This window comes from Stenotrophomonas sp. GD03680 (assembly GCF_029844625.1).
GTDB classification, from domain to species: Bacteria; Pseudomonadota; Gammaproteobacteria; order Xanthomonadales; family Xanthomonadaceae; genus Stenotrophomonas; species Stenotrophomonas maltophilia_P.
The window spans coordinates 31,350-49,178 of record NZ_JAOCKC010000009.1 but is presented as its reverse complement, the minus strand read 5'-3'; the positions used below and the strand labels follow the sequence as shown (position 1 = coordinate 49,178).

Sequence of the window (17,829 nt, the reverse complement as noted above, 5' to 3'; positions counted from 1 at the left end):
TTGTGGTGTACTCATCGCCATGCCGGTCGCAGCTGGCCATCCACGCCGAAACGCCAGCGGCCCTCGGCCCAGCCCCGGCCGAACAGGGCCAGCATCTGCGAATAGTAGGCCGGTGCCTCGGCACGCTGCTGTTCCGGGCTGGGCAGGCTGGCCAGCAGCGACTTCGCCAGCCCCTGCTCGCGCTGTGCCAGCACACAGGGCAGTACAGCCGCGCGGAAACCATAGTTGCCTTCGCCCTGCCCCTGCCCGCTGCGGGTATCGACCTTTTCCCAGAGTGCCGCACCGCTGCGCAGGCGCTGCAGCGGACCGGACAACGCCGCCAGCTGCCGCCGGAACAACGGATCGCGCGGGGCCGTCATGCCTGCCCACGTGTAGCAGCGGATCGCATCGTAGCCGCCCACCGCTCCGTTCACCGGATCGACCACGAAGCGCCCCTGCTGCCACGCCGCCCAGTCCGGTGCATAGCCATGCGGGCTGGTCTGCTCCAGCAGCGTGGTCGCGTTGTCCGCCAGTTCCGCCCAGGGCCCACTGCGATCGGCCGCGGCAAAGCGCCGCAGCAGCGGCAGCGGCAGATAGCTGGGATTGACCCGGGTCGCATCGCCTTCGACGAATCCCTGCGGTCCCGGCAGCAGCATCGGGCCGAGACCGGGCAGCTGCACGACTTCCCTTTCCCGCACCTGCCCCAGCATGCCCCCGGCGATGGCCTGCAACGCAGGACGGTGCCAGAGCCGCCCCGCTTCGAGCAGGGCGTAGGCCAGCCACAGATCGGAATCGGACGCCGGATTGTCGTCCAGTACGCGCCAGCCGCCCTTGTCATCGCGGCCCCACAGCCAGGCCGGCAACCGCTGCCGCATATCGCCCCCGGCCAGGTTGTCCTGGGTCCAGCCCAGAACGCGATCAAACAGCGCCTGATCGTTGTCGACCAGCGCGAAGAACAACGCATACGACTGCCCTTCCGACGTACTGCGCTGGTCGTCCTGGCTGCGATCGATCATGCGTCCGTCGTTGCTGAGGCTGCTGTCCAGCAGCACCTGCCAGGCCGGCCAGCGCGGCGCTGCGAGCGCACGCCCTGCGCCCATGGCCAGCAACGGCAAGGCGGCCGTCGCCTGCAGCAGTCGGCGGCGTTGCGGGTCAGCGGAACTCGCCATAGGGCACCAGTGGCGACACGGGCAGCGGCAGGTTGCCCTGCCAGGGCTTGAAGGTATAGCGCAGATAGAGCTGGAATGTGTTCGGCGAGAAGTCACGGCTGCGCTGCAGGGTTCCCGCCGCACCCAGGACGATGTGATCGCCCAGCCGCCGCTCCACGGCCGCGTAGAGCCGATAGCCGGTGCCGGTGCTGCGGCTGTCGCCGGTGTACAGGCCAGCCTCGTCCAGCGCGAGAGCACCGTACTGCGGCTCCAGCTGTGCCACCACGCGCTCGATCAGCGCCTGGTCCGGGAAGCGGCTGATCGACGCCGTACGCGCGCTGGAAACACTGACCGACCCATCCACCCGCAGCGACCACAGATCATTGCGCCAGGCAAAGCTGGCCGGCAGGCTCAACGAGGCATAGCGCTGCGGGCTGTAGTAGCCGCCCTGGCCCAGCGAGTAGCCGCCCAGATCCTTCTGGTAACGCCAGTACATGGCCGTGGTGCCGACGTCCAGGCGCATGTCCGTACTCTGGATCAGCTTGTGGTACCAGCCGACCATCGCACGCGCACGCGTGTTGTCCGCGACGTTGTGACCGGTCAACCGGTGCCAGCTCCAGTTCGACCAGACACCATTGCGTCCGCCCTCATCGAAGCCCAGGCTGAAGGTGATGCCATTGGCGGTCACCCCACCCCAGGCAATGCCGCTGCGAGGATCACGGGCACCGGCCTGTGACAGCAGGGAGTTGGTCATCGGCCGCCGCGACAGCGTCGCCCCCCAGCCGAGACGGCCCAGATCGCCATTGGCGGTGATGCCTCCCAGCCAGTTGCCGATCACATAGTGGTACGGCGTATGGCCAAGGTCGACATTCCAGCGATCGTCCAGCGTGCGCCAGCCGGCCGCGAAACCTGCGCCGGAACTGCGCCGCTGATGCACGAAGCGGGTACATCCCGGGGCCTGCAGCCGGGAGCCGTCGGCACGCAGCAGCGACAGGTCGCAGCTGCCGAAATCCTCGTCGTAAGTGCCGTCGGCGCCGGTGCGGAACCGCCCTGCGTCGAAGTGCACCTGTTCGATGCGCGCCCAGCCGAGCCCGCCTGCAAACGGCGCATCCAGATGCGCGATGCGGGTGTCGCGCCCGAGGCGGGAAATGCCGGGCGTTCCGTCGCTGCGACGACCGGTATCCTGCATCACCGTCAGCGTGGGATTTTCCTGCTGGTACAGCGTTTCCACGTCGCTGCGCAGGCTGCGCCGCAGCCAGTCGTCCCCCGCGGTCTCGCGGCTGGCCAGGGTCAGCGCGCGGTTGTCGCGCGGCTGTGCCTGCGTTGCGGCCAGCAGGCCGTTGTCGGCCATCGCCTGCGCGTACATGTCCAGCGCCTGCTGCGGATCCTCGCGGCGCACCAGTCGCGCTGCGTCGCGCCAGGACTGTGGATCCGGACCGTCCCTGCGGGCCAGCAGCGCGCGCAGGATCGCCAATGCCTTGGCGTCCTCGTGCAGGTCGGTCCAGATGCCGGCCAGCTGGCGCTGCTGGCCGAGCGCATCTTCCGCGACCACCGGGGGCGACTGCCGCATCTGCCGCCGCGCGTTGTCCAGATCGCCGGCACCGATCCAGGCCTGCACCTGGCCAAGCTGTGCATCGACGTTGTCCGGCTGCTCCGCAAGTACCCGCTGGTAATACTGCAGGGCCTGCGGGTGGTCGCCGCGCAGGCGCGCCCAGTCGGCCAGCAGCAGGTTGTTCTCGGCACTGGCCGGTTGCTGTTGCAGCAGGGCGATGGCTTCCGGCTCGCGTCCCTGCGCACGCAGCGACCAGAGATGATCGATGAGCTGCTGCCGGCGCAGCCGTGCGGACAGTGCGCGGATATCGTCATCCCATTCCGCCAGCGGCACCGCGTCCAGCACTGCCAGTGCCTGCGGCAGGCGATCGGTGCCGGACAGATACAACGCCTGCGCGTAGCGTGCTTCAGCGCTGTCATTGCGCGCCACCATGTCCGCGACCACCGCATCGGCCTCGGCAGGCCGACCCGCGGCCTGCAGCTCAACGGCCAGGGCACGGGCGAGCCACGCATCGGCGGGCAGCTCCACGCGCAGCTCATGCCCGAGCGCAAGGGCGGCCTCCGCATTGCCGGCCGCCAGGGCCTGCTCACGTCGTTCGCGCAGGCGACTGATCCGCAGCTGACGCAGATCCTCGGCGTACAACCGGCGCTGCGCGGCCGGCAACGCATCGATGAAGGTCTCCAGACGCTGCGGATCGGTCCTCCCATACAGCTGCACCAACCTGCGGATCACGTTGGCATCGTTCGGCGCCATCCGCCTCGCGGCCTGCAGCTGGCGTTCGGCCGAGGCGTCGTCGCCACGGGCCACGGCAACATCCACCTGCCCCAGCCGTGCGTTGACCTCGCGTGGCTGCTGCCGCCGCGCCTGCGCGTACAACGCATCCGCCTCGTCCAACCGACCGGCACCGAGTGCGGCATCGGCCTGGTCCAGCAGCAGCCAGTAGCGCGTACTGGCAATGAGGTCGCGCCATTTGTCGCTGCTCTCGCCGACGGGCGTGGCCTGGATCGCGCGTTCGAACAGGCTGATCGCCGACGCGCGACGGCCCTGTCGCATCTGCGCCATGCCCAATCCGCCCAGGAAGGCGGCTTCGCGCGGATAGGCCCGCAACGCCTGCTGGAAGGCACGTTCGGCCTCGGCATCGCGCCCGCGTTCAAGCAGTTGCTGGCCACGCAGACCCGCCCGCCAGGCCGGATCACTGACCTGCCTGTGCTGCTCGGCATAGCGCTCGCGCACCAGGGCGATGTCATTGAAGGTGGGATTGCGGGTGATGAACTCCTGCAGGCGACGCACGCCGCGCTCATCGGCGGGCTGGTCCTGCAGGTACGCCCACTCGGCATCGGCAGCCAGCCCGCGGGCGTCGGGGTTGCGGCCCATGCGCCGCAGCGCGTCGAGCGCTTCATCGTCGCGACCGGCCGCGAACAGCAGCTGCGACAGCGTCTGCAGCAGCCCGGTGTTGCCTGGATACGCCTGGTCCAATGCGGTCAGCTCCCGGATCGCCAGCGCGCGGCCATCCGCCTGCGCGCCACGCAGACGCCAGTACTCCAGCCCCAGCTGCAACCCCGGAGGCGCGTCATTGAACAGGCGGCGGTAGATCGCCAGCGCATCGGCACTGCGGCCACCGGCTGCGAACAGGCGTGCCTGCTGCAGCTCCTGCTGCAGATCGCCCTGGTAGGCCTGCCAGAGGCGATCACCCGCAGCGAGTTCGCGACTGCCCGCACCGACCTGCCGCAATCGTTGCAGCGTCGCGGTCGCATCCTCCACCTTCTGCTGCGACAACTGCACCTCCAGGATCGCCAGCAGGGTGCCACGATCATCCGGTGCCAGCATGCGCAGCCGGGCCAACGCATCTTCGATCAGGCTCTGGCGCCCGGTCGCCTCGCCGATGCGTACCTGCTGCAACAACCACTGCCGCTGCTCGGCCGCAGTGCCGCCGGGCATTTGCGGCAGCGCCTGTGCCGCGCATGCGCCGGTCCCGGCCAGACCCAGCAGCACCAGCCGGGACGCCATCAGCAGCGGCGGCGAGGTCCGGCTCATTCCTTGCCCGCATCCAGGCGCCGCGCGGCGACCCAGCGCAGTGCACGCCAGAGCAGGAAGGCGACCATCAGCACCACCAGCGTGGCCAGCACGGCCAGCAATGCCGGATGATCGGCCAGGTGGTACCACAGCAGCAGCCACCACGGCAGCGCGCCCACGTAATAGTGTTCGCCCACGAACTGGCTGTTGATGCCGGAACTGCGCAGGATCGCCACCGATCCCGCAATGGCTTCGCGCTTGCCGGTGTCGCTGAGTGCATCATCGAGCAGCTGATAGTCGGCCGGATGGCTGGCCGCCAGCGAGACGATGCTGCGCTGTGCATGGCGGGGCGACTGCAGGCCGACGATGGCCGCGAAGGGGGCCTGTGCGGTGACCGCCACGCGGGTGACCGCAGGATCGCCCGCGCGGCTGCCGCGACGGGCCTGCTGCACCGCCAGCTCCGGCGATGACCACTGGCCATTGAGCAGGCGCGTGCGTTGATCGTCGATCAGCAGTGACAGCTGCTGGCTGCCGCGCAGCTCATCCGGCAATGCGCCCAGGACCAGCAGGTCCGCATCCAGCGCACTGGCCTGTTTCCAGTCCGCGGACAGGCGCAACCCGTAGGCCGGGTACCCACTCTGCACGCCCAGGCCTCCGATCAGGTTGAGCAGCAGGCTGACCTGGGCCTCGCTGGCGGACGGCGGCACCAGCACCACGGTTTCAGACAGGTCCGCCATGCGTGTGAACGGGAAGCCGCTGAGCGCGAACGCGGACAGGTCCGGCAGACCCATGTAGTGATGGAAGCCGGAGAAGTCGATGGTCGAATCCTCCTCGATGGCCGCCTGCAGGTTGGGCGGCAGCACGGTCTGGCAGTGGTCGCGCTGGGCACTGCCCATCACGCTGGCAAAGTTGAAGTCGAACCGCAGCTGGTTGCGGTCACCGAGCTTCAGCGCCGGAATCAACAGGCGGCCATCGTCGGCGCCGGCATCGCCAGCGAGCACAGGCAGGCGGATTTCCGCCACACCCTGCTTGCCGGTGCGGCGCACCAGCGGGAAGCTTGAAATGAACTGGTCGTTGATCGCCACGCCCAGCCGCGACTCATCACTGCCAAACGGCGGCGTGTAGCGGTAACGCAGGTTCAGTGGAATGCCCTGGTTGCGCCAGATGAACAGGTCCGGTGGCAGGTTGAGATTGACCGTGATCGGCTGCGGCGATACCCCGTTGGCATGCAGCTGCTGCGGATAGTCCAGCAGCTCGGCCAGGCGCACCGCGCGATCGGTACGCACCCAGTTCGGCGCGTCGTACGGCCTGCGTGGCGCCAACGGCTTCATTTCGTCGATCGCGACCTGGCGGCCGCGGAACAGGACATTGCCGGCCGCCATCGCCGAAACGGCCTTCTGCAGGTCATCGTCGTTGCGGCCCAGCACCAGCAGCAGCTTGCGCTGCGGATCCTCGGGCAGGGCCATCAGCTCGATCACCGGCCCCTGCACAGGCGCGTGGTTGGCGATCACCGGCGGGAAGCGGCCATTCACCGCCAGCACCACCGCGTGGCCCTGCTCGGGCAGGGTGCCGAAGCTCACCGGGAAACGGGCCTGCCGCCACCATCCCGCCAGGCTGCCGAAATAGGACGCCATGACCGCCGCAGCCCGCTGCTGCGCCAGCGTGGGCGCCGCTGCAAACACTACCGGCAGTTCCAGCCGCGCGGTGTCGCGCGGATCGAAGAAGGGCAGCGGGAAATTGGCCAGATCATCCTGCATGTCCAGCAGCTGGCCACCCAGCCTCAACGTGCTGTTGCTGGAGAGGTTGACCCACAGCGAACTGTGCGTGGGTTCTTCGCAGATATCGGTGTAATGGCCGACGAATTCCAGGCGGACCTGGTTGAAATCAGCGATCAGGCGCGCATCCAGCGGCAGCTTGGCCTGCACGGGGCGTCCCAGCTGGTCGTTGCTGATCGGTACCACGCCCATCATCGCGTCATTCAGATAGACCCGCAGGTGCGACAGCGTCGGCAACAGCGAGGGCGAGGGTGTGAAGCTCAGATCCAGTTCCGCTTCGCGCGCGAGGCGATCGCGGCGCACCTGGAATTCGAACGTGGTGCTGTTGCGGACGCCGGACAGCAGCGTGTCCTGGCGGCGGCCGAGCTGTGCGAAGGTGCTGTGCCGTTGCCAGGGCCAAGCGCTGCCGGCCCAGGTATCGGGCAAGGCCGGTTCGCCGCGCGGCGCGGGCACCGATGCCGCTGTGGTCGGGGTCGGTACCGCAACCTGCGCGGCCGGGGCATCCGGCGTTGAACCGGTGGCAGGCGCCGGCACGGGTGCTGGAGCGCCATTGCCGGACACCACTGGCAGTACCAGCAACGGCAGCAGCAGCCAGCGCAGAGAGGTCGGGATGCTCATGGACGAAGCCCTGGGTCAGCGGCTGGGTCAGCCGGGTGGGAGGGAAGCGGACGTTGTGGTGCGAAACTGGCCAGCCAGCGCAGCAGGCGACCGCTCCAGTGCACCGGGCGGTCGAGATCGAACGGCGTGAAGTCGCCCATCCGCCGATAGCCTTTCCAGCCCAGCACCAGCACGCTCCACAGGCTGCGTGGCAGGCTCTTGGGCTGGTAACCGGCATGCCAGTCCAGCCACGCATCGGCGCGGGCGAATGTGCATTGGGCGAACTCCACGCGCTGGCGCTCGTTGTCGAACTGCAGCAGCAGGCCAAGGCGATGGCCGACGCTGCGCTGTACCCGAGCCGGGAAGGCGAACTCGCGCCGGCCACGCCCGAGCAGCAGGTGTACGCGCGTGCCTTCGGCCAGTTGCGGATCCAGTCCCAACTCCAGGCCGACGCCATCGTTGGAATAGTCCTGCAGCACGCCCCGCAGGCGACGCCCATCGGGTATCTGCAGCGCCATCGGCAGGCGCGTGGTGACCCGGTGGGTGCGCCGCACCTGCTGTACCTCCGCCGCCACCGCCAGTGCGCCGCCGATGATCAGCAGGTTGTACAGCACCCACAACGAACTCACGACCACCGTGCCGCGCTCATCGGCGGGCCCCTCGATGAAACGCCACACGGCGAAGCACAGCCCCAGCACGTTCAGCAGCGCCAGTACCAGGTAGGGGCGCGCCACCCGCCAGTCGAAGCGGTCACCCGCCTGCGTGCCGCCCTTGTCGGTGACATTGAACTTGCCACGGCCGGGACTGAACAGGGCCACGGTGGTCGGCCGCGCGATGTACCAGGCCAGCACGGTTTCATAGACCTCGCCCCAGAACGGGCGGCGGTACCGGCCCTGGATGCGCGCGTTGGTCAGGCTGGCGTGGGCCATGTGTGGAACGACAAACAGCAGGATCGCCAGCGCGGGGGCGTAGATGATGTAGACATGCAGCAGGAGGAAGGCCAGCGGCGCGGTGAGGAACACCAGCCGCGGGATGCCCGCGAGGAAGTGCAGCATCGCATTGGCGTAGCAGAAGCGCTGGAACAGGCTCAGGCCTTTGCCAAGCAGTGGATTGTCGATGCGGAAGATCTGCACCATGCCGCGCGCCCAGCGGATGCGCTGGTTGACATGCGCGCCCAGGCTGTCGGTGGCCAGGCCGGCCGCCTGCGGAATGCGAAGGTAGGCCGAGTTCCAGCCCTGGCGATGCAGGCGCAGGGCGGTATGCGCATCCTCGGTGACGGTCTCGGTGGCGAAGCCGCCGATGGCATCGATGGCCTCACGCCGCAGCACCGCGCAGGAACCACAGAAGAACGCGGCATTCCACAGGTCGTTGCCGTCCTGCACCAGCCCGTAGAACAGCTCGCCCTCGTTGGGATCACTGCGGAACACCTGCAGGTTGCGCTCGAAGGGATCGGCCGAGAAGAAATGGTGCGGCGTCTGCACCAGCGCCAGCTTCGGATCGCGCAGTAACCAACCACAGGTGATCTGCAGGAACGAGCGCACCGGCAAGTGATCGCTGTCGAAGATCGCCACCAGCTCACCGTCGATAAGGGTCAGGGCGTGGTTTAGGTTGCCGGCCTTGGCGTGCCGGTTGTCGCTGCGGGTGATGTAGTTGACGCCGGTCTGCTCGGCGAAGGCACGGAACTCCTCGCGCTTGCCGTCATCGAGAAGGTGGATGCGAAGTCTGTCGGCCGGCCAGTCCAGCCCCATGGCGGCATGGACGGTATGCCGCACCAGTGACAGGTCTTCGTTGTAGGTGGGAATCAGCACATCCACCGTGGGCCACTGCCGGATGTCGGCCGGCAAGGGCGCCGGACGCCGTCGCAGCGGCCAGGCAACCTGTACGTAGCCCAGCATCAGCACCAGCCAGGAATACGTCTCGGCCACCAGCAGCACCAGACCGCAGACCAGGTCGAAGGTGCTGCTCCAGTTCAGGGTGGCGGTATAACGCCACCAGAGATAGCGGCAGGACACGGTGATCGACAGCACCACCAGTACCAGCGTCGCATAGCGGCCGGGCATGCGCCGTACCAGCAGCGCGATGACCCATAGCAGCAGCACGAACACGAACTGCGCCAGGTAGCTGAAGGGCTGGGTGATGCACAGTGCCGCCAGACCCAGCGTAGCCAGACCAGTGAGCGCGGTCAGCGCCTGACGCGCGCGGGGCGGCAGGTGCTCCAGGCGCTGTGCGAGCCACGCCGCGAGGCGACTGTTGCCGACATCGGCAGGTGCATCACGCATCGCCCGCAGGTAGCGCAGGCGACCGCGTCCTGCCGCTCCGCGCAGCTCGGCGATGCGCTGGCGCCGGGCCTGGGCCAGGCGCTGGCGGCGCAGCGAGGTATGCGGAACCAGGCGCACCAGCGACAGCCATGCGGCCTGGATCAGCAGCCGCAGTGGATCTCCGGGGCGCCAGCGGCGATCACCCTGCAACTGCGGGAACGCACGCCGCAGCCGCGGCGCCAGCGCCTGCCACGCAGGTCCTTCCAGCCTCAACAGCGCCCAGCCCAGCGCCTGCAGCGACCACAGCAGCGCGCACAGTGGCCATGCGGCGTACACGCGCTCACGCAGCCGGTTCCAGTGCAGATAGTGGATGCGTGCGCCCTTCATCGCCCGCTCTCCCGATCCTGCCGCCGCGCCGCCTCGGCCAGGCACCACAATGCCAGGCCGGCGACGTCGGCAGCCGCCAGCGCATCGGCCGCATGCTGGCCCAGCGGCTGCTTGCTGGCCAACGCGGCCGGCACCCGCGCATCTTCGTGCAGAGGCTGAGGCACCAGCATCGACGCGTGCGCATGCAGCCAAAGCTGCATCAGATCGCGCTGCACCGGAACCGCCGGGTCATACCGGTTGGCCAGCAGACGGCGCGGATCGTCGTGCTGCCGCTGCAGGAAGACGTGGCTTGCCGGATCGACGCACGCCAGGCGCAACGGCAGCGTACAGCGCGCATATCGGTTGACCGCCGCCGCGTGTGCCGGCAGCCGCTGCGGCAGGTCGAACAGCAGCCAGTCGAACTGCGCCGACAGCACTGGCACGCGATCATTCCAGGTGTCGGGTGCCAGACTCAGCGCCTGCTCGATCTGCAGGGCTTCGGCCGCGCTGACACGGCCGTACGGCAGCACTGCCAGGCCCGGTGCGCAGGCGAAGGCCGCATCACGCCAGTCGCGGCCGTCCAGCATCGCCCGCGCCCAGCCATCGGCCTCCCGTGCGGCCAACCCGACATGCAGGCCCAGCATCTGATCCGGACTGCACTCGACCAGCAGCACGCGCTGGCCCTGCGCATGCAGCGCCTGTCCCAACGCGGCCAGCACCGTGGTGACGCCTGTGCCGCCGTGCACGCCCTGCAGGGACAGCAGTACGCTCATGGCTGCCGCTCCAGCTCGGCCAGCAACGGCCAGCGTGCCAGTGCCCGGGCACGTTCGTTCTGCGCCGAGAAGTCCACGTAGGGCAACCCGGGCATGCCCAGGCTGCGACGCAGCAGATCGATGTCGTCCTCCTCCACCGAAAGCGTACTGGCAACGGCCAGGATGTCGGCCATCAGCGTTTGTCCTCCGGGTACGGGTTCCAGGCCTTGCTTCCCTGCAGCTGCAGCCAGGGCTTGCCACCGTAATCGATGACCTTGGCGCCTTCGTTCTCCGACACCGAGGGCGTACGTGGCAGCCCCTGCAGCAGGCTGTCCCAGTCACGCGCTCCCGGCGGCGACTGCGCGTTCAGCGCATACACCCGCGACACCAGTTCGGAGAGGGCCAGATAGCTGCTGGGCTCGGGCACATGACGCGGCCCTCCGCTGGCCGGCGTGCCCATCCCGACCAGCTTGACGCCGACCGGCACATGGGTGATCGAAGGGCTCGGAATCTCCCGCATGCCGGGAATCTGCATGCGGTCGCCATGCAGCGCCGCGCCATGCTCGGGCACCACGACGATCATGGCGCGACGGCCACTGCGCTCCACCGCTTCGACGAAGCCTGCCATGTCACCCAGCACCATCTGCGCGCGGGCCTTGTAGTCCGCCGCGTTGGCACGACCGTCGGCGCCGACGATGCGGTTGCCGTCGTGCAGGGAGATCGTGTTGTAGAACAGCGCGACCTGCTGCGCCTGTTCGGCCTGGCGCTGCTTCCACCAGGCGTTCAGCACGTCACCATCGCGGCGCAGCGGCGACTTGTCGAACGCGACCAGCGCCCGGGGAAACGCGCTGATGTCCATCGGCCGTGCCTGCAACCCACCGTACTGGCTCAGTTCCCCGATGAAGTTGTCGAAGTGCCCATCGTGGTTCATCGCCAGCTCGCTCTGGAAACCCAGGCGCTGCAGGTTGGAGAACAACTGGCATTCGGCTGGCACCGGGTCGAACAATGCGGTGTGCGAGGTCTGTCCGCAGCTGGCGCGCAGCAGGCGGATCGCCGCCGGGCCGCTGTAGGCGGTGGCCGAGTTGAAATCGTCGAAGATCAGGTCCATGTGGTCCAGCAGCGTGTTCTGGCGCATGCCGACTTCGTCCAGATCACTCCATGCCAGCGAACAGATGTTGAGGATGATGACGTCGAACGGCGCAGCGCTGGCCGGCGCCGGGAACACCGTCTTCAGGCCCGACTGCTGCTGGTAGAAGGCCGCCAGCCAGGCATTGAGTGTCTCGTTGCTGGCCGGCGCAAGTGCGCCGGCAGCGGCGTCAGCACCGCCGGTCGCTGCGGTGGCCTGCGACGTTCCCCAGTTCAGGCCCGCCGGCAATGGCAGTGCCACCACCGCCATGCCCAGCATGCCCAGCACGCTCAGCGTCGTGATGCGCAGCCACGGTTTCAGCAGCAGGTAGGCAACCACCAGCAGCACCAGCACCGCGACCATCTGCCAGTTGATGAAGCGCTGCGCCAGCTCCAGCCAGTAGTCGGCGGAGAAATCGAGCACGCCCGGCTGTGCGAGAAGACGTTGGAAGGGCGGCCACCAGGTGTCCTGGTAGTAGAGCACCACGGCCACCGGCACGGCGACGACCGTGCGTGTGATGCGTGCCCATCGCCACGGCAGTGGCACCAGCAGGGCGGCCAGGAACAACAGGTTGGGCAGGATCTTCAGGTCCAGCGCGCCCATCCAGGCCAACACCACTTTGGACAGGAAGTACAGGTTCCAGCCGCGCAGGTCCGACCAGACGAACGGCGATGCGGGCGTCGGCTCTGCGCTCATTGCGGCCTCCGCGCATCGCGCACCCGCACGCCCGTCCGCCGCAGGTGCCGTGGGGGCAGCCATGACGCTGCGCGGCGACGCACCGCGCGCCACAGCGCGCCCAGCATCACGCCGAACGGAATCATCACCAGCGCACAGGCCGCGATCAGCGTCCACAGCTGCTGGTCGGTGGTCATGCGGAATCTCCCAACCGGAACGGGATGGGGGCGTTGAATGCGACCTCGTTGACCGGGGCCGCGGGTTGCGGCAACGGAACGGCAGGGGCGGGCAGCGTCTCGGATTCGGAGTCGCTGCCGCGGGCATTCATCGCTGCGATGTCGTACTCGGCCAGGCGCTGGTAGCCATCGAACAGCTCGCGCCAGGGCAGCCGGTACAGGTTGGAGAGCGCCTGTTCGACCGCATCGCGGCGGCAGCCGAACAGGAACAGGCGGACCTGGCCGCGGTACACGCAGGCCACATCCCCCTGCCTGCGGATGTTCAACTGCTGCAGGGTCTGTTCCGCGCGCAGCCCGGCCACCGGCTGCAGCGCCAGCACGGCGCTTTCCACCGCGCTGCCGTCCTGATCGATGCGTTCGCCGACGATCTGCCGGAAGCGGTCGGCCGCCACGATTCCATTCACTTCCGGTGGCCGGTGGGCACGGATCAACGGTTCGGGGTCGGCCGCCAGCTGCCCCTGCCAACGCTGCCGCTGCACCGTCTCCAGCAGCGTCAGCAGCCGCGGCAGCGGAGTCGCCGCCGGCACCACCATGTTGCCGCCGCACTGCAGCAGCAGGCGCTCGTCGGCGTAGCGCAGGCACGGTTGCACCTCGCGCACCACCAGCTTCAGCAGGTCGCCGCGCTCGCGGCGCAGCCGATGCAGCAGGCGTGCCAGTGTGTCCACCTGGTCGTTGCTGCGGATCGCCAGCACCACGGTGGCCTCGCGCGCCTGCAGCGCCGAAGGCAGCAGGTCCGCCCAGCCATCGTGGAGCCGCCAGGCGGGCGACAGCGGCGGAGCGCCTTCCAGCACGTCGGCCTCGGCCAGGTACAGATCACGATCGCCGCCGCTGGCCTCGACCGCAGAGAGCACGCTGTCCGCCTCTTCTGGCACGCGGCGCAACCCGCCTTCTGCCGCTTCGATCGCGAAGGCACGGCGGGCCACCACACCATGGGCGTTGGCCCAGTAATGCAGCAGCAGCTGCAGCGCACCGCGGTGCGGATGCAGCTGGGCGACGCCGGAACAGGTCCGGTTCAAGGCCAGCAGGCGCGGCGCCAGGGTGGCCACTTCACCGTGGCAAAGCAGCAGCAGCACCGTGCCGGCCTGCTCCGCCCAGGCTTGCAGCTGCCGGTTCCATGCCGCCAGCCGGGCATCGCTCCAGCCTTCCAGCGCCGCCAGCGGAAACTGCACCATGCACAGGCGGGTCGCGGCGGTGGCCGCGCGGGGAAGATCAACCGCCAGACCGCGCAGGGTCCGCTGCATGGCAGCGGCCGAGGAACGGAACAGACGCAACCGCGCCGGCCCCTCCCCCGGCGGCAGCTCGGCCAGCATCGCATCGGCGCCGCGCCCCAGCGTCGCCAGCACGGCGTCTCGCACGTCGCTGGCCGACCCCAGCACACCTGCGCCGACCAGGTCGGCCGGCGCGCTTCCGGCCGCGACGACCCAGTACAGCCCACCGCCGTGCATCTCGACGAACTCGGGCGGCAATCCGGCGATGGCAAGATGGGGCGCTGTCATGCCGGGTCCTTTCAGCGGACCTCAGCCGAGCCGACGCTGCGGCAGCGGAGGTGCTGTGTTGGGTGACTCGAATTTCATGACGCGCATCACACTCGTGCTGCGATACGTTCATGGCAGCTCCGATCTTGGTATTTCCGGGATCAAGACGCAGTCAACGTCGCCTGCGGAACAGGCAACGTTGGGGCACAGCGCAGCGGTGGAACGGCCGTTGGCCGCTACTCGTACTGGATGGTGAAAGTCGCCTGTCCGTTCGCGACACCGGCACCGACGGTACCGGCCTGGGTCTGTACATAGCGGGCGCGCAGCGGCAGGGTCATGGTGCTGGTGCCCGGTATGGTGGTGCCGACATTGATCGCCTGGCCGAAGCGCACTTCGCGCTCGGTGGTGCCATCGCGCTGGACCATCTGGATGCCGATGCGGGTCGCGCTGTTGGCAGCCGCGCTGAGCTTCAGCACGCCCGGCATGTTGGAGCTGTCCTGGTCGGCATCCAGGCGGATGCCGATCTTGCTCTGGTAGGCAGCAACATTGCTGCCCTGGCAGTTCAAGCGGATGTCGAAGTCACGGTTGACCGCGCGCGAACCGACGCCGGTGAACGAGGTGTTGGGGACACTGCCGAAATCCACCGCGATGTTGCGGCTGCCGGCGTCCACCTCGCAGGTCGGGCTGACCACGGTCGTGCCCGATCCCTTGAAGGTGGAGGTCAACACCGGCCGGCTGGCACTATCGCCATCGAAGTAATAGGTGGTGAAACGGCCATTGGGCGCGATGATGCCCGAACCTGTCTGCGCCGCGGTCTTGATCAGCTGGATGCGGAACTGGCCACCGATCAGCGAGATGGTCGCGTTGCCGTTGAAGTTGATCGAGTGAGGATAGTAGGTCTGGATGGCGCCGGAGTCGCGGAACAGGCGGATGCCCACGCCCGCCACGTCGGTTTCATAGACGTTGGAAAAGCCGGCCACCGGGCGCTTCTGTGCGGCATTGACGTACTCGCCGATGGAGCGACCGCCGGACCAGTCGCAGCGCGCGACACTGTTCTGCTGGTTGATCGCAACGCTGATCTCCTTGATCACGCCGCCAACCGGGGTGCTGGGCAGGATCACGATCTGACCCATGTCCATGGTCACGTCCTGCGCGGTGAACCCGCTGGTCTGGATGCGGCATGCGGCGCTGGCCTGCTGGGCCAGCAGCACGCCCCCCAGCACGGCCAGTGCGGCCAGCGCCTTGCGGCCACGGGAATGAATCATCGGCATGCTGCCTCCAGCGGGATGAAGCCGGTCTTGGACGCATCGGCGCCCGCCGGAACCTGGTAATCGACGGTGCAGCGCTGGTCGGCGCCGGCGCCCCACTCCACCTGCAGGCGGCCGTGATCCTGCTCGCTGCGCACATACAGGCGGCCACCCTGGCTGACCATGCCCACCGGCTGGCCCTGCTCGTCCTTGACCTGTGCGCCGAACGGCAGGGTGCGGCCATCGGGATTGCGCACCTGGATCAGCAGCGCGTTGCCCTTGCGGGTATCGAAGCGCAGGTAGCTGATGGCACCTGCAAACGGTGCAACCGACTGGCTGCTGCTTTCCAGCTCGACGTCATGCGCCATGCCCTGCGGATCCAGGGTCACGGTGTTCAGGCGGTACGGCGATACGTACGGCACCACGGCGTAGCCGCGACCATCGATGCGCAGGCCCGGTGCGTTGGTCACCTGCGCGTCGCGCGCGCCCGGCGCCTCGACCAGCACCATGGTATCGCCACGCTGCGGAGTGAAGGTGACGCCGCCCGGATGCATGACCACGCTGCCGTTGGCGCCCACCGATGCCTGGCGGAAATCGCTGGAATGGCTGTAGGTCGCGTTCAGCGCGGTGTAGCGGCTGCGGTACTCGGCGTTGCCGACCGCGGTGGTGTTGCCCTCGCGGGAATCGGACAGGGCCACGCCGTAGCTGAAGTTGTTGTCGACGCCGGCCGAACCGGTGATGCCCACGCGGCTGTTGTCGTAGCCACCACGGTCGCGCGCGCCCAGGTCGGCGCTGAACGACACCGGATGGGTCCCGCGGCCCAGCGGAACGCTCATCGAGAACAGGTACTGGGTGTCGGCCCGGCCGAGGATGCCCTCTTCGGTGCGCAGTGCCGAGAAACCGTAGTTCACCGAGCGCCAGGCGTTGTTGTAGCCCACCTGGTACTGCTTGGAGGTGCCGGAACGGTCGTAGAAGTCACGCACCGAACCGGTGACGTACAGCGCACCGGCACGGCGGCCCAGCGGCTGGTTCAGGGTCAGCTGGAACTGGCTGCGCTGGCGGCCACGGGTGGTCGGGTCGATGCCGCGATCATCCGCGTCGCGTCCGTACAGGGCGTCCTGCAGGCTGTAGTAGCCTTCGGTCGAATAACGATAGGCGGCCAGGGTCAGGTTGGTCCCGGTTTCGCCGATCATGTTGCTGTAGCTCAGGCGCACGCTGGCGCCGGTGTGGTCGCCGTAGTGGTTGAACGACGTGCGGGCGTGGGTGACATCGGCCGCGAACGCACCGATCCGGGTGGACAGGCCAATGCCGTACAGCAGTGAAACGTAGCCTTCGCTCAGCGCGCTGCCGCCGTACAGGGTCAGCTGGTTGCCGATGCCGCGCTGGTAGGTACCCTGCGCCAGCCAGGGTTCATCGCGCAGCAGCTCGTTGCGGACCTGGCCGGCGGTCACCGAGTAGCGGGAGACGCCTTCGCGCAGCATCTGCGGCACCGAACCGAACGGCACCTTGAACTCGCGGCGGCGGCCATCGGCCTCGATCACGCTCACTTCCAGGTCACCGCCGTAACCGGTCGGGTACAGATCGTCGATGACGAAGCTGCCCGGCGATACGGTGGAGGAATAGATCAGCTGCTGGTTCTGCCGGACTTCCACCCGCGCATTGGTCTCGGCGATGCCGCGCACCACCGGCGCGTAGCCGCGCAGCGAATCGGGCAGCATGCGGTCGTCACTGGCCAGGCTGGCACCCCGGTATCCGATCGACTCGAACAGTTCGCCGGTGGTGTAGGCCTCGCCCACAGTGAGCATGCCGCGGATCTTCGGGATGCCGCGCTGGGCGTAGGTGGCGATGCTCTGCCAGTGGCGGCCGTCGCCCTCGGTCCAGGTCAGGTTGGAATCGTGGCGGAACTGCCAGCCACCCAGGTTCAGGCCGGCATTCAGGCCCAGATAGGCGCTGCGGTTGCGCTGTCCGCCTTCGACGCGGCTGTCGCTGTCGATGGCATTGAAGCTGTAGCCGACGAAGCCGGCGTTGATGCCACGGTCCCACAGCGCGGGGTTGACGTAGCCACGCGCTTCGCGGCGCAGGAACACCTGCGGGATGCTCAGGTCGTAACGCAGGTTGCCGCTGTCATAGACGCCATAGGCATTGGCCATGCGCTGCTGCACCGGCACGCACGTGGAGGTATCGGTCGGCACCGACGGATCCTGCTGCAGCAGCACCGCCTCGCTGTCCACGCCCATTTCCTCGAGCATCGGCAGCGCCAGGCAGGCATCGACGCGCCCCTGTGCATCCGCCTTGAACTGCACGTCGCGGCGGCCCTGCCAGGCGCCATTGACGTAGACGTCCACGCGATAGGTGCCGGCGACCATCGGGTTGCCGTTGCTGAAGGCCGCCAGATCGACCTGCTTGGCCTGGCCGGAGAGGAAGCTGGAGTTGAACTGCGCCGACTCCGGCGCACGCGCGGTCGCCGCCCCAGTCTGCGCCATCAGCGCCTGTTCGCCGAGATTGGCCGGGGCAGCCAGCGCCCATCCTGGGCAGGCCACGCCGGCAGCCAACAGGCAAAGCGCCTGATGGATCGACAATGTCAATCTGTTTCCGATCACACTGACATTCCTTCAATTCGCCGCACGGCG

General features: G+C 68.3%; 11 protein-coding genes. All 11 read right to left on the bottom strand.

The features are described 5' to 3' along the window. Positions 1 to 11 precede the first annotated feature (11 nt). The gene (bcsZ, locus tag N5J29_RS12010; RefSeq protein ID WP_111186320.1) at positions 12 to 1,148 is read right to left on the bottom strand and encodes a cellulose synthase complex periplasmic endoglucanase BcsZ; all 1,137 of its coding nucleotides are present in this window, start codon (positions 1,146 to 1,148) and stop codon (positions 12 to 14) included. Further along, on the bottom strand, positions 1,132 to 4,713 hold the full coding sequence (bcsC, locus tag N5J29_RS12005) for a cellulose synthase complex outer membrane protein BcsC (RefSeq protein ID WP_279924359.1): 3,582 nt from the start codon (positions 4,711 to 4,713) through the stop codon (positions 1,132 to 1,134). The genes bcsZ and bcsC overlap by 17 nt, the downstream gene beginning before the upstream one ends. After that, positions 4,710 to 7,085, bottom strand: a complete 2,376-nt coding sequence (gene bcsB, locus N5J29_RS12000) for a cellulose biosynthesis cyclic di-GMP-binding regulatory protein BcsB (protein WP_164151699.1) — start codon at positions 7,083 to 7,085, stop codon at positions 4,710 to 4,712. Before bcsB ends, bcsC begins: the two co-directional genes overlap by 4 nt. Beyond that, positions 7,082 to 9,709 carry a UDP-forming cellulose synthase catalytic subunit gene (gene bcsA, locus N5J29_RS11995; protein WP_164151700.1) on the bottom strand — a complete coding sequence of 876 codons (2,628 nt, stop codon included), beginning with the start codon at positions 9,707 to 9,709 and terminating at the stop codon, positions 7,082 to 7,084. Before bcsA ends, bcsB begins: the two co-directional genes overlap by 4 nt. Next, complete coding sequence (gene bcsQ / locus N5J29_RS11990; RefSeq protein WP_053518884.1) at positions 9,706 to 10,461, bottom strand: cellulose biosynthesis protein BcsQ; 756 nt, start codon at positions 10,459 to 10,461, stop codon at positions 9,706 to 9,708. The genes bcsA and bcsQ overlap by 4 nt, the downstream gene beginning before the upstream one ends. Further along, a complete protein-coding gene (gene bcsR, locus N5J29_RS11985; RefSeq protein ID WP_080375313.1) occupies positions 10,458 to 10,634 on the bottom strand; it encodes a cellulose biosynthesis protein BcsR in 177 nt (58 codons plus the stop codon). The genes bcsQ and bcsR overlap by 4 nt, the downstream gene beginning before the upstream one ends. Beyond that, a complete protein-coding gene (bcsG, locus tag N5J29_RS11980; RefSeq protein WP_164151702.1) occupies positions 10,634 to 12,262 on the bottom strand; it encodes a cellulose biosynthesis protein BcsG in 1,629 nt (542 codons plus the stop codon). The genes bcsR and bcsG overlap by 1 nt, the downstream gene beginning before the upstream one ends. Continuing rightward, positions 12,259 to 12,438, bottom strand: a complete 180-nt coding sequence (bcsF, locus tag N5J29_RS11975) for a cellulose biosynthesis protein BcsF (RefSeq protein ID WP_053518880.1) — start codon at positions 12,436 to 12,438, stop codon at positions 12,259 to 12,261. Before bcsF ends, bcsG begins: the two co-directional genes overlap by 4 nt. After that, positions 12,435 to 13,973 (bottom strand): BcsE family c-di-GMP-binding protein, encoded by a 1,539-nt coding sequence (locus N5J29_RS11970; protein WP_164151704.1) that lies wholly within the window; start codon positions 13,971 to 13,973, stop codon positions 12,435 to 12,437. Before N5J29_RS11970 ends, bcsF begins: the two co-directional genes overlap by 4 nt. A 215-nt stretch (positions 13,974 to 14,188) precedes the next feature. Continuing rightward, complete coding sequence (locus tag N5J29_RS11965; protein WP_164151706.1) at positions 14,189 to 15,223, bottom strand: fimbrial protein; 1,035 nt, start codon at positions 15,221 to 15,223, stop codon at positions 14,189 to 14,191. Continuing rightward, positions 15,214 to 17,778 (bottom strand): fimbria/pilus outer membrane usher protein, encoded by a 2,565-nt coding sequence (locus N5J29_RS11960; RefSeq protein ID WP_065175834.1) that lies wholly within the window; start codon positions 17,776 to 17,778, stop codon positions 15,214 to 15,216. Before N5J29_RS11960 ends, N5J29_RS11965 begins: the two co-directional genes overlap by 10 nt. Positions 17,779 to 17,829: the final 51 nt, after the last annotated feature.

Excerpts from the sequence above, each read along its gene's own strand:
- bcsF (WP_053518880.1), bottom strand. The coding sequence starts at position 12,438 with ATGACCACCGACCAGCAGCTGTGGACGCTGATCGCGGCCTGTGCGCTG.
- bcsB (WP_164151699.1), bottom strand. The coding sequence starts at position 7,085 with ATGAGCATCCCGACCTCTCTGCGCTGGCTGCTGCTGCCGTTGCTGGTA.
- bcsA (WP_164151700.1), bottom strand. The coding sequence starts at position 9,709 with ATGAAGGGCGCACGCATCCACTATCTGCACTGGAACCGGCTGCGTGAG.
- bcsZ (WP_111186320.1), bottom strand. The coding sequence starts at position 1,148 with ATGGCGAGTTCCGCTGACCCGCAACGCCGCCGACTGCTGCAGGCGACG.
- bcsG (WP_164151702.1), bottom strand. The coding sequence starts at position 12,262 with ATGAGCGCAGAGCCGACGCCCGCATCGCCGTTCGTCTGGTCGGACCTG.
- bcsC (WP_279924359.1), bottom strand. The coding sequence starts at position 4,713 with ATGAGCCGGACCTCGCCGCCGCTGCTGATGGCGTCCCGGCTGGTGCTG.
- bcsQ (WP_053518884.1), bottom strand. The coding sequence starts at position 10,461 with ATGAGCGTACTGCTGTCCCTGCAGGGCGTGCACGGCGGCACAGGCGTC.
- N5J29_RS11965 (WP_164151706.1), bottom strand. The coding sequence starts at position 15,223 with ATGCCGATGATTCATTCCCGTGGCCGCAAGGCGCTGGCCGCACTGGCC.
- bcsR (WP_080375313.1), bottom strand. The coding sequence starts at position 10,634 with ATGGCCGACATCCTGGCCGTTGCCAGTACGCTTTCGGTGGAGGAGGAC.
- N5J29_RS11970 (WP_164151704.1), bottom strand. The coding sequence starts at position 13,973 with ATGACAGCGCCCCATCTTGCCATCGCCGGATTGCCGCCCGAGTTCGTC.